Annotated in this window: 10 protein-coding genes; 5 read left to right on the forward strand and 5 right to left on the reverse strand. The window is 46.2% G+C overall.

Annotation, left to right across the window (positions count from 1 at the left end; translation table 11 throughout):
- Both R2S67_RS02160 and R2S67_RS02165 read right to left on the reverse strand, forming a co-directional pair.
- The gene (locus R2S67_RS02160; RefSeq protein ID WP_140215248.1) at positions 1-1,431 is read right to left on the reverse strand and encodes an ATP-binding protein; all 1,431 of its coding nucleotides are present in this window, start codon (positions 1,429-1,431) and stop codon (positions 1-3) included.
- Positions 1,421-2,128: a response regulator gene (locus R2S67_RS02165; protein ID WP_031850184.1), complete on the reverse strand. Its 708-nt coding sequence runs from the start codon at positions 2,126-2,128 to the stop codon at positions 1,421-1,423. The genes R2S67_RS02160 and R2S67_RS02165 overlap by 11 nt, the downstream gene beginning before the upstream one ends.
- Positions 2,129-2,381: 253 nt before the next feature.
- On the opposite strand from R2S67_RS02165, the gene ptsG reads away from it, so the two are divergent.
- Positions 2,382-3,824, forward strand: coding sequence for a glucose-specific PTS transporter subunit IIBC (ptsG, locus tag R2S67_RS02170; RefSeq protein WP_317341928.1), 1,443 nt, complete (start codon positions 2,382-2,384; stop codon positions 3,822-3,824).
- 95 nt (positions 3,825-3,919) lie between these two features.
- On the opposite strand, the gene R2S67_RS02175 is transcribed toward ptsG, so the two are convergent.
- Positions 3,920-4,366: a DUF302 domain-containing protein gene (locus R2S67_RS02175; protein ID WP_005395563.1), complete on the reverse strand. Its 447-nt coding sequence runs from the start codon at positions 4,364-4,366 to the stop codon at positions 3,920-3,922.
- A gap of 227 nt (positions 4,367-4,593) precedes the next feature.
- On the opposite strand from R2S67_RS02175, the gene R2S67_RS02180 reads away from it, so the two are divergent.
- From R2S67_RS02180 to R2S67_RS02190, 3 genes are all read left to right on the forward strand, one after another.
- Positions 4,594-6,585, forward strand: a complete 1,992-nt coding sequence (locus R2S67_RS02180) for a U32 family peptidase (RefSeq protein ID WP_317341930.1) — start codon at positions 4,594-4,596, stop codon at positions 6,583-6,585.
- A gap of 152 nt (positions 6,586-6,737) precedes the next feature.
- The gene (locus R2S67_RS02185) at positions 6,738-7,382 is read left to right on the forward strand and encodes a class I SAM-dependent methyltransferase (RefSeq protein ID WP_317341932.1); all 645 of its coding nucleotides are present in this window, start codon (positions 6,738-6,740) and stop codon (positions 7,380-7,382) included.
- Positions 7,372-8,256 (forward strand): hypothetical protein, encoded by an 885-nt coding sequence (locus R2S67_RS02190; protein WP_317341934.1) that lies wholly within the window; start codon positions 7,372-7,374, stop codon positions 8,254-8,256. Before R2S67_RS02185 ends, R2S67_RS02190 begins: the two co-directional genes overlap by 11 nt.
- Before the next feature lie 20 nt (positions 8,257-8,276).
- Here R2S67_RS02190 and R2S67_RS02195 read toward each other — a convergent pair whose 3' ends face one another.
- Together R2S67_RS02195 and R2S67_RS02200 are read right to left on the reverse strand one after the other, a co-directional pair.
- A complete protein-coding gene (locus R2S67_RS02195) occupies positions 8,277-9,278 on the reverse strand; it encodes a glycosyltransferase family 2 protein (protein ID WP_317341936.1) in 1,002 nt (333 codons plus the stop codon).
- Positions 9,279-9,317: 39 nt separating this feature from the next.
- The gene (locus R2S67_RS02200) at positions 9,318-11,039 is read right to left on the reverse strand and encodes an ArnT family glycosyltransferase (RefSeq protein ID WP_317341938.1); all 1,722 of its coding nucleotides are present in this window, start codon (positions 11,037-11,039) and stop codon (positions 9,318-9,320) included.
- A gap of 304 nt (positions 11,040-11,343) precedes the next feature.
- Between R2S67_RS02200 and R2S67_RS02205 the strand changes: the two genes are divergently transcribed.
- On the forward strand, positions 11,344-11,589 hold the full coding sequence (locus R2S67_RS02205; protein WP_005374689.1) for a DUF3297 family protein: 246 nt from the start codon (positions 11,344-11,346) through the stop codon (positions 11,587-11,589).
- The last annotated feature ends 155 nt before the right edge of the window (positions 11,590-11,744 follow it).

The raw sequence follows: 11,744 nt of genomic DNA on the forward strand, positions 1-11,744 counted from the left end.
TCAGTCTCTCGGGAAAGTCAGTGTGGCGCAGAGGCCGCCAAACTGAGAATGGCTCAGCAACAAGTTGCCTCCGTGAGCCTTTGCAATGCTCTGTGAAATGGTTAATCCCAGCCCACTGCCTTCTTTATCGTTGCTAGCGCGGAAGTATGGCTGGCAGAGCTTTTCAAGTAATAAATCGTCAACACCATCACCGTGATCTTCAATTTCAATCTGGATCGACTCTGGGCTTTCACTCAGCGTAATGTCCGCTTGATGGCCGTATTTGAGCGCGTTATCGACCAGATTCTGAATGCAGCGCTTAATCGCTAACGGTTTACCAGCAAAGTGGGTGCGGATTTCACCGTGGATGCGAATTGTGTCCGGCGCATCGGCGATATTGGCGGAAATGTGCTGAATCAGTTGGGTGAAATTGATCGGCTCGATTTCCTCGTGGATATCGGTCTCTTTAATGCATTGCAATGCGCCTTTGACCATCAAGTCTAGGTCGTTACTCAGGCGGATAAAGCGTTCTCGGTCGGCGTCGTCATCTAGCATTTCCGCCCGCAGTTTTAGGCAGGCTATTGGCGTTTTCAGATCGTGTGAAATGGCACTGAACAGCATCTCGCGGTCTTTAATGTGGCTGTCGATGCGTCGATTCATTTTGTTAAACGCACGTACTGCCGCTTTCAGTTCGTTACTGCCTCGCTCAGAGACTTCGGGCACGTCTAATCGGCTCGACATCAGGGTTGCGGCTTTTGCCAGCTCTCGAATGGGTTGAATTTCTTTGCGAACGATAAACCAGGTACACAGCAACAGCATTAGCGCGGACACCAATAGCGTCAGCCATTGGCGCAGCTCAAAATAGTTAGTCTCTAGGTTGATGTAAGGCGCGGGTAGGACCGCCGCGAGATAAAACCATTCGTTCTGTGCGACTTCGACCTGCATCACCAGAATCGGTGGGTTGAGGTCACCAAACGAAAGCGAATAATGCGCCCACAATAGTGGCAGTTCATCGATAGGTAGCTCGTTGTTGAACACTTTGAGTTTGTCGCGCTGGGTGAACTCCACCTCAATATTAGGAATGCCGCTCAGCTCGCTTTCTAATACCTCGCGAACTTGGTTGATAACCAACGTTTTGCGCTCGCTCTCTGGCAGTGGGTCGACCTCAATCTGGTGATTATTGAGTGAGACGAAAAAGCGCGTACCACCCATGTTGCGTAGTTGATTGAGCACCAAGTGGCGGTATTCCGAAGGGAGGGTTTGAAAGAAAGCGATGGTGGAAGAAGCGCTCAGTGCTAAGCTTTTGACCGTGGTGGTCAGGCCTTCTTTATCGCGTTCGCTGGCGTGTTGATACCAGATTATCCCGGATAATACCTGCGCCAGAATGATCACCAACAACAAGAACACACTGGTACGAACGACCAGTGATCCCGTCCAGCGTTTAATTCTCATAGTGCACGTCCGTGGTCAGCATGTAGCCTTTATTGCGCACCGTTAGGATCAGCGAGCGGTCTTTATCTTCAAGGTGATGACGCAAGCGGCTGATCTGCACGTCAATGCCGCGTTCAAACGGGTCGGCATCGCGTCCCCAGATCTCGCGCGCAATGTCATCGCGAGACAATATTGATTGCGCGTGGTTGACGAACAAACCGAGCAGCGACAAATCCGCGCCACTCAGTTGCTTGACCTCGCGGCTAGCAATGTGGGTCAGTTGCCGGGTTACGGTATCCAACAACCAATCGTCAAAACGCACTTTACGCGTCAGTTTGCTATTGGCGGTCGATTGGCTGCGTCTCAGAATGGTTTTGATGCGCGCGAGCAGTTCACGCGGGCTGAATGATTTGGTGATGTAGTCGTCAGCGCCCATTTCTAGCCCTGCGACTCGGTCGGCTTCTTCAGTGACGGCGGTCAGCATGATGATCGGGATATCGGAGTTTTTGCGCAGTTTCTGGCACAGGGTAAAGCCGTCTTCACCGGGCATCATAATATCGAGGATGATCAAATCAGGATGGTGATCGTTGAGCAGCTGCCACATCACGCCGCCGTTTTCTGCGCAAAGCACTTCAAACCCAGCGCGGCCAAGGTAATCTGACAACGCTTCGCGAAGGTCGAGGTTGTCATCGACGACCAGTATCTGCTTGTTTTCCATCCTACTTTCCCTGTGTCCGTCCCTGAGTTTGGCGCTGGCCAATATGATGCATTCTTAAACGCACATTCACAATCGAGCCGATTACAATTTTCACTTCTCGGTGTAAGAGATTTGTAAGCGGCCACTTACAAACTGATTGCCTTTTGTAACCTTAGGCGCCGCCTTGCTCGCTATGATCATTCTGACCTTACGTGAAACAACATGACCTGAAGGAATCAGGTCCTACAACACTGGCATTCGTCAGGAGGAAACCATGTTTGCAAGTATATTTGGACAACTACAAAAAATAGGGCGGTCGTTGATGCTGCCTGTGGCGGTGTTACCGGTGGCCGGCTTGATGCTGGGGATTGGTAATGCGGGGTTTGCGTTTATTCCAGACGCGGTCAACAAAGTGATGCTCGCCGCCGGTGAAGGCGTGTTCGGCAACATGCAGTTGATGTTTGCGGTCGGTGTGGCGCTCGGGTTATCAAAAGGTAATGACGGTGCCGCGGCGCTCGCTGGCTTAGTTGGCCTAATTATTATGAACGCATCGCTCGGTATCGTGACAGGCTTGCGTGGCTTAGAAACTGACGCCACCATCATGGGTGTTGAGACGCTGCAAACTGGGGTGTTTGGCGGCATCTTTATCGGTGCGGTCGCGGCAATCATGTACAACCGCTTCTACAACATCAAACTGCCGGAATATTTGGGCTTCTTCGCGGGTAAGCGATTTGTGCCCATTATCACCGGTTTATCGGCGATCGTCGTTGGTGCGATTCTCGCGTTTGCATGGCCACCTGTCGGACAACTTCTTGATGCATTCTCTCATTGGGCAGCGTACCAAAACCCGGTACTCGCGTGGGCGGTATACGGCGCGGGCGAACGTTCATTACTCCCTGTTGGTTTGCACCACATCTGGAATGCGCCGTTCTTCTTCGAAGTTGGCAGCTATGTAGACCCAGAAACTGGCAAAGAGTTTACTGGTGAGCTCACTCGCTTCTTCGCTGGCGATAAAACCGCAGGTTATCTGTCTGGTGGCTTTATGTACTCCATGTGGGCGCTACCAGCAGCGGCACTGGCGATTTACCACTGCGCGTCTCCTGAGCGCAAGAAAATCGTCGGCGGTTTGATGATGTCTGCGGCGTTTACCTCTTGGTTAACGGGTATCACAGAGCCAATCGAATTTACCTTCCTATTCGTCGCGCCAGTGCTGTACGTAATCCATATTTTCCTTACCGGTATTGCGTTTGCGATCACCGCATTTTTGGAAATCAAACACAGTACGGACTTTGCGCACGGCGCGATCCAGTTCTTCCTTTACTACCCAATGTCGAGCAACGCGTGGATGTTCATCATCATTGGTCCAATCTGGGCGACGCTGTACTACGGCTTGTTCCGATTCCTAATTGTGAAGTTGGATCTAAAAACGCCGGGTCGCGAAACCGACATTGCAGAAGTGAAGATCGCCGGACAACCTGATGAAATTGCGGTGGATGTCGTGGCTGCATTGGGCGGTAAAGCCAATATCAAGTCAGTCGATGCGTGTATCACCCGTCTGCGTGTCTCGGTGAAAGACATTGCCAACGTTGATGTTGCTAAGCTAAAAGCACTCGGCGCGCGAGATGTTTTAGTGATTGGCGACAGTTTACAAGCGATTTTCGGTACGCAGTCTGACTCAATTAAGTCAGAAGTGCACAGCGTACTCGCCACCTCCTGATCTTACCTCCCCCAATATAGGTAAGATTTGCCAACCTCCTTGTGAGGTTGGCTTTTTCGTTTTCGGAGTTAAAAAAGCGAAGCCAATAACCAGCCCTACTTCGCCGCCGCGTTGGTTAAATTGCCCAGCACGCCGCTGATTTTGTTCAATACCTCGTCGCAGCCTTCAATATGATGGCGCTGTTTTAAATACATCGGATCGTTGTAAGCTAACCACGTTTTGCCTTCAGCATCTTCATACACCAACACTTTTTGGGGTAAATCGAGCGCCACTTCCTGCGCACAGATCATCAGTGGCGTGCCCACTTTAGGGTTCCCAAACACGATAACTTCGGTTGGTCGCAACGTCATATCGAATTTCGTGGCGTTCTCTTGATGGTTAATGCGCGCAAAGACGTTCAACCCTTTTTCTTGCGCGATAGCGACAAATTTATCCGCCGTATCTTTTGCTGAATGCGTGCTCGCAACGGTTACCACACCCTCCCCAGCCAACGCACTCAATGACGTCAACGCCACGACCAACCCGATGATTACTTTTTTCATTTGTCGTCCCTTCCTCTCTCTGAGTCGAAAACTAGATATAGAAAAACCAAGTGTAGGAAAACTATAGAAGTCAGATCCCACTATCGCGAATTGCACTCTACCCACTCAAGAGTCGACCGTGTAACACGGATTAATTGATTCAGATTAATAAAGCGTTAACTAGCTGAGCATCAAAAGCGTGAAATACGTAACATTTGCCGCCTATTTTAGTAAGAAAGAGAAAAGTAGTGACACGCGATCAATTTGAGTTATTAGCACCCGGTGGTGATTTAGATTCCATCAAAGCCGCCATTGCCGCTGGCGCCGATGCAATTTACTGTGGGCTCGACCGCTTTAATGCTCGTAACCGAGCGACCAACCTCACCTTGGATAACTTAAATGGCGTGTTAACGTTAGCCCACCAGCACAGCTGTAAGATTTTCCTAACGTTGAATGTGCTGATTTTAGAAAGTGAAATTCCGGCGATTGTTCGCTTACTCAGCCAACTGAACACCACCAAAATCGATGGCGTGATCGTGCAAGATCTCGGTCTGGCCTACATTCTCAAACATCACTTTCCCGATTTGGATGTGCACGCTTCAACGCAATTAAACACGCATAACGAAGGCCAGATCCTCTTTCTCAACCAGCTCACCGCAAGCCGAGTAAACTTATCTCGCGAACTTAACATCGATGAAATAAAACATCTGGCGCAATTTGGTCGCGAGCACAACGTAATGATGGAAGTGTTTGTCCACGGCTCATACTGCATCGGATTCTCCGGAATTTGCTACATCAGTTCCGCTCGCAATGGCGCATCAGGAAACCGTGGACGCTGCAGTCAACCTTGTCGCGAACAGTACGAAACGACCAAAACGGACAACAACTACCCACTCAATATGAAAGACAACTCCGCCTTTGGGGACTTGGAAGCGCTTGCCGATGCTGGAGTGTATTCTTTAAAAGTAGAAGGGCGAATCAAGAAATCGCACTACGTCTATACCGTGGTCGACAATTGGCGTCAGCAAATCGATCGCTTGTGCGAGGGTTTGGAACTCTCTGAAGACACCACCGAGTTATACACGGTGTTCAACCGTGATTTCTCCAACGCATTTTTGCAAGGTGATTTCGGCAAGGCGATGTACATCGACAACCCGCGCGACCACGCTGTAAAACATTTTTCGAAGGTTTATCAATGCCAGTCTGCTGATGATGTGCAAGCGGTGAAAAAGAAACTCTACGACGACAAAACCGCGATCATTGAGAAAGTGGCTGAGCAAACTAAGTCGTTCGATGTCGCTTCGACACAAGTATCCGGCAGCAGCTTGAAAGGGTCGATTGATGTGCCAACTCTGCCAGCGTTACCTCAACCAGAACCTCGCCAGGGTGCACCAAAATTATCGGTTCTGATCTCGTCAGCACAAGAAGCCATGCTGTGCGAATACCACGACGTTGATGTTTACTATCAATTGCCAATGGGATTGTCTGGTGAACTGAGCGCGATGATAGAATTGTTCCAAGCCAACCCAATGCTCAAACCTTGGTTTCCTGCCATTTTGATTGGCGAAGACTACCAAGCCGCGCGCGTATTTTTGGAAACCATCCAACCTGAGTTGTTGATCACCAACAACTCAGGCGTCGGCATGATCGCAAAAGAGCTCGGCTTAGGCTGGGTGGCAGGCCCACAAATGAACACGGTGAACTCATACGCGTTTAAATGCCTTCAAGATGAGTTCGCGGCAAGTGGCGCATTTGTTTCTAACGAGCTGAATATGAAGCAGATGCGCCATATCAAGCGTCCGCAAAACATGCGCAGCTTCTACAGCATTTATCATCCAAATACCCTACTCACGAGCCGCCAATGTTTGTTCCAACAAACCGAAGGATGCCGTAAGGTGAAGGTCAACAAAGGTTGTTTGAAACGCTGTGATAAACGCACGTCTATCATCAACTTAAAAGACAATCCTTACGTGGTGCAAAAACAGAAAGGCAGCCACAATTCGATCTACAGCGAACACAACGTCTTAAACCTGCAAGTGCTGCACGATCTGCCGCAATTGTTTAGCGATGTGTTGATCGATCTGCGTGATATCCAGACCGAAACGAAAGTCTCAGCAAGCAAACCTGAGTTGATTGACGCGTTCTTAGCTCTACTTGAAGAACACAGCGAACAAACCATCCAAACGCTGAATGACATGATTCAACCAACAGCCAACGCGCAGTATTTAAAGGGGTTGTAGAATTTTTCTAACGAGGCAAACAAAACAATAAATTATCCTACACTCTACTAGAGGGAAGCGTAACGCTTTGTAAGTCAGATGGTTGGCTGAAGAACATAGTTCATCAATAGAAGAACTTCCTGGCCATTTGAGATAATTTATTTGAGTACGCCATGAAAATATCTAAAGGTATCGAAGAGCAGGGGATCCCTGTCGGAAACTATTACGACAAATACAATACTCAGAACCCCATCGCCAGAAAAATGATGAGCAATTTCGATCATCATTTATCGCAACTGGTTGATATGGTCACACCAAAGTCGATACACGAAATCGGCTGCGGAGAAGGAGTCTGGGCACTTAAATGGCATCAACAAGGGATCCGTGTGAAAGGGAGTGACTTCTCCCAACAAGTGATTCAACTAGCAAGAGACAATGCCCAAGCACGCAACTTGGAAGACATTTTGTTTGAACAAAAAAGTGTGTATGACGTTGCTAGAAAGACTGATTCTGCTGACCTTGTTGTTTGTTGTGAGGTCTTGGAACACCTAGAGCATCCCGAGCAAGCACTAGCAACATTGCAAGATCTCGATACTGACTATTACATTTTTAGTGTGCCAAGAGAGCCGTTGTGGTGTGCGTTAAACATGGCAAGAGGTAAATATTTAAACCGTTGGGGCAATACTCCCGGACATATCCAACACTGGTCCAAGAATGCCTTTCTGACTTTGCTCAATCAACACTTTGAGATTCTCGAAGTACGCTCTCCCATTCCTTGGACCATGGTTTTATGCCAGCGTGTGAATCATGAAACATAATAAGAGTAAATTCATATTAAGTTGGGTTGGGCGAATCATTACTATTTTTTCCATCGCCTTTGTATTAATCAAGCTCTCTACATACTCGCAGCAACTGAATATTCAGGATATTCCCTCTTACTCCTATCTGGTATTTATTTTTTGCATAGGCCTCTACGCCTTTGGCAATTATGTTCTTTCTATGGCGTGGCGACTTTTAGTCGCGAACAGTGAATATACTTTGTCTGCATCAACTGCCATTTGGGTGTTTGGCGGATCTCAAATTGCTAAGTATCTACCTGGAAACATTTTCCAATTCGCTAGCCGACAAGTAATTGGCGTACAACACGGAATTAAGAATAATGTATTACTGAAATCGACCTTATGGGAAATAGGGTTGATGGGTATTGCGGCTGGTTCGTTTGGCGTCTTTCTGCTGAATGAGTACTTCCCTAGTTTAATGGGGTACGAGATGACTTTATTCGCTGGACTTATCGTGATCACCGGATCAATATTAAGCTTGATAGCCAGTCGCAATTACCTAAAAGCTTGTGGGCTGTATCTTTGCTTTTTTTTGGTATCGGGCGGTATTTTCTCACTCATATTTTTTACGCTAAACGACAATCTAACTCCAACTTTAGAGACATTTTTAAAAACATCTTGTTACTTCATCATCGCATGGTTAATAGGGTTTGCCACCCCAGGCTCTCCTGCGGGGTTGGGTGTCCGAGAGGCTGTTTTAATAACACTCCTAGATTCGCCGAGTATTGAAGATACACTCTTAGTTGCCGTCCTTATTTCCAGAATCGTCACGGTTCTAGGAGATATGTTGTTCTTCGCTATCTCGAGTTTATTTAGGCCTAAGCAAGCCGTATCAAATAACTCACTTCTTTAAAGTATCGAGGTAACTCGCTATTACTCTCCAGATCGTTTTCGCTTGGTTTCAAACTGATAAGTGGGCGACTTTTCCCGATGCTCCAGTTTTTCTTCCAGCACCTCAATTCGATGCAATACTTTTTCGGTCAGTTTTCGATTGAACCCTATTAGATCGGCCACCAACCCCATCAATAAAGTGATGAAACCCAAGATAAGTAGCGTTGACCCCAAGACCAATGACTGAATATGGCCATCTCCCGCTCCATTTAAAAAGAAATACAGGAATCGCATAATGGGAATCACACCACAAATCATCGCCACCGAGCCAATAAACAAAAACACTTGCAGAGGTCGGTACATGGTATAAACCCTGACCAAAGTAGAGAGCGACATTTTTAGAAACTGCGGAATGCTCTTAAACAGACGGGACTCTCGCGTTTTTTCATTAGTTCGGATTGGCACCGAAACCACACCAATCCTTTTTGCACTTGCTTGAATCAACATTTCTATTGTGTAGCTAAAATCCGATACGATATTAAGTTGTTGTGCCGCACTTCTCGATATTGCGCGAAAACCACTCACAGCATCTTTAACATCCAATCCCGTCGCTTTGGCAATAATAAAGCTCCCCGACACTTGTAAACATCGTTTAAATACAGAGAAATGTGTATTGCTATACCCTCCTCGGTCACCAACAACAATTTCTGCTTTGTGCTCGATAATAGGCTTAACCAAGTGCGGAATATCGGCCCCATTATATTGATTATCGCCATCGGTGTTCACAATGATATCAGCATGAAGACGAAGGCACTCCTCAATCCCTCTTCGAAATGAGTAAGCAAGCCCCTTATTGCCCTGGTTAGTAATAATGTGCTCAACACCACACTTGCGTGCGACTTCTGAAGTACCATCCGTAGAGCCATCATCGATGATTAGAATCTCTATCTTAGCGATACCATCAACGCGCTTTGGTATTGAGCGAATAACATCAGCAATATTGTCCGCTTCGTTAAAGCACGGAATTTGAACAATTAACTTCATGCTTGCTCCTCATGTTCTGAATCAACATTACTGTGCGTATTAGAAGCCGGTAAATAACCTCTGCTTCTCTTCAAGGTTGCGAGGTCGGTACAGGTTATCTCCCCAACGCAGAACGACTTTACCTGGCTCTTTCGACGCTAATTCATAGCCCCCCCGCGCCAAGTATCGAGCTTGACCTGCCAACCAAACCTTGCCATTAATCATAAGACTATTGCTAGCTTCAAGCGTATATAGGCCCTCTATGTTGACCATAACTTCCCGATTAAGAGAGTTGGGCGTCAGTTCAAACGTCTTTCCTGCAACATACAGGTGCGACCAGTGATGAATGTAGTTCTGCCTTAACGCTTGAATATCTTGCCTTAATAGCCCTTTATCGTTTTTGTCAGGGCCAAACACATCTAAATAGTGCGAATTAACCAGTACAAAAGCCGGATTGTCTTGCTCTATAGCATTGCGAATAACGGGGATGTTTCTCGCAATATAATCTTCGTAGCCCCACGTACTCATGAAAAAACCTTGTTTTGAAAAAGTCGGAACCATGGAGCATCGATCAATATAAGCAACAGGCTGAGGAAAGATTTTATGTATTTCATCAAGAAACTGACGCTGGTAGGCCAAGTTGCTTTTTATCGGTAAAACAAAACCATTCACCACAATGGATACCGCAAACAAGCAAGGAACAATAAAATTAAAAAATTGTGCAACTCTTGCGTTAGTGAAATTCTGGATACCAACCCAAGCCACAGCAAACAAAGCACTCACTGGAGCAAGCATAAAAGCGTAATAGTATGGGAAAGCGTTGCGATAAAAGAGCAAAGTGAAGAGTAATAAACTTAGGCACAAAAACTTAATCGATGACTCACGGCTTAATAGCTTTTGCGAAAAACACGCATAAACAGCAGTACCAATACCAATGAAAAGAGCTACCCAATACCATGAGTTCGTCGAAACTGAATGAACAAAGTAAAACAATCGAGGAAAAAGCTCGCGCTGGTTTAGTGTCTTATCCGCAGCACCGAACATCGTTCCTGCATCACCAACCGAACTCGCTCCATGTATAGAGAAGTAATGCCAACTGTATAGCATCGCAAAGGCAACCAGTATTGCGACTCCATACATGAGAACTTGCCTAAAATAACGCTTACGATTTCGCGACCAATAAAGCGAGGTTAAAACTATGCCTATAAAAGTCGGGATATACAGAGCGGTCTTTAAAGTGACGAGCAAGGCGACAGCCGTAAGGACACCAGCAAGAATGGATACACGCCAAGAAAATGTTGTACTAAACACATAATACAGCGCCGCCATAATCATACATGTCGCGATAGGATCAGTACGAAAACTGGCCCCCATACGAACATTATAAACAAAAGAAAAATAGGCAAGCACCGCAAAAAGTGCTGCCGATTTGTTGCAGTACAATCGACATAACTTGTATAGATAAAATCCCGTGAGTAATTGAAAGAACACCATAACGACTCTCGCCACAATGATCTGGTCAACATCGTTATCTGATACACCACTCAGCCAAGTAAAGAAGTGAATGTGAAAGGTTTGGAAACTATTAATCACCTCGCCGTTAATAAACCGATGCACAAAAGATAGGTAATAAAACTCGTCCCAATTTACTTCGTAATTAAACGCAACAAAAAACCGAGCGATTACAGCTACTACGATTAGAATACAAAGAAAAATAGAAGTGCTAGAGGTAGTATCTCTATCCGATAAATGACGTTTATTAACCTGTTCAACAGTCTCCATTCACCCTTCCTTGTTAATCGTTTCTCGACTAGTGGCATGCTCTGAGACACTAAGTTGTATGAATAAGGTTAGAACCGCCAGTAATGAGTATAGTCATGATTCAAAACCAAATAAGGGGTGGCAGGAGAAGTTTCGAGAGCAAAACACCTTTGAGCAACGAGACCATGTTTTTATTCCACGCTTTGAAAGCGGGAAACTTTGCATTATTTCAAAAGGCTTTAGTATTAAGTCTCTCAACATATCTTGAACACACACAGTGCACTGACTACAATGGCGCACTTTTTACGGAATTTAGGTCACAAACATGACAGATACAGCTAAACCAGCTCTACCAGATCGCCTAGCAGGTAACCCACGTAGCCCATTCTTCATCAAAGAATGCTTCGAGCACCAAATCGGTATTCGTATCAACGGCCAAGAGCGTACTGACGTAGAAGAATACTGCATCAGCGAAGGTTGGGTAAAAATTGCTTCTCCTAAAGCAAAAGACCGTTTCGGTAACCCAATGCTAATCAAACTTAAAGGCGAAGTTGAAGCGTACTACGTGTAAGCTGACCACGCTGAATTTCTTTGAAAGCTCGAGTCTGACTCGGGCTTTTTTAATGCCTGTCATATCCCTTCCTCATTTAATCTCTTCCCTCTTCTTTTCAGTACAAGTTATTAAGAAATCGATGTAAATCGCTGTTTTTATCTGATTGTTGTCTA

This window comes from Vibrio sp. T13N, assembly GCF_032970445.1.
Lineage (GTDB): Bacteria > Pseudomonadota > Gammaproteobacteria > Enterobacterales > Vibrionaceae > Vibrio > Vibrio diabolicus.

Coding starts and splice junctions, on each gene's coding strand:
- R2S67_RS02160 (WP_140215248.1), bottom strand. CDS start 1,431: ATGAGAATTAAACGCTGGACGGGATCACTGGTCGTTCGTACCAGTGTG.
- R2S67_RS02165 (WP_031850184.1), bottom strand. CDS start 2,128: ATGGAAAACAAGCAGATACTGGTCGTCGATGACAACCTCGACCTTCGC.
- ptsG (WP_317341928.1), top strand. CDS start 2,382: ATGTTTGCAAGTATATTTGGACAACTACAAAAAATAGGGCGGTCGTTG.
- R2S67_RS02175 (WP_005395563.1), bottom strand. CDS start 4,366: ATGAAAAAAGTAATCATCGGGTTGGTCGTGGCGTTGACGTCATTGAGT.
- R2S67_RS02185 (WP_317341932.1), top strand. CDS start 6,738: ATGAAAATATCTAAAGGTATCGAAGAGCAGGGGATCCCTGTCGGAAAC.
- R2S67_RS02190 (WP_317341934.1), top strand. CDS start 7,372: ATGAAACATAATAAGAGTAAATTCATATTAAGTTGGGTTGGGCGAATC.
- R2S67_RS02195 (WP_317341936.1), bottom strand. CDS start 9,278: ATGAAGTTAATTGTTCAAATTCCGTGCTTTAACGAAGCGGACAATATT.
- R2S67_RS02200 (WP_317341938.1), bottom strand. CDS start 11,039: ATGGAGACTGTTGAACAGGTTAATAAACGTCATTTATCGGATAGAGAT.
- R2S67_RS02205 (WP_005374689.1), top strand. CDS start 11,344: ATGACAGATACAGCTAAACCAGCTCTACCAGATCGCCTAGCAGGTAAC.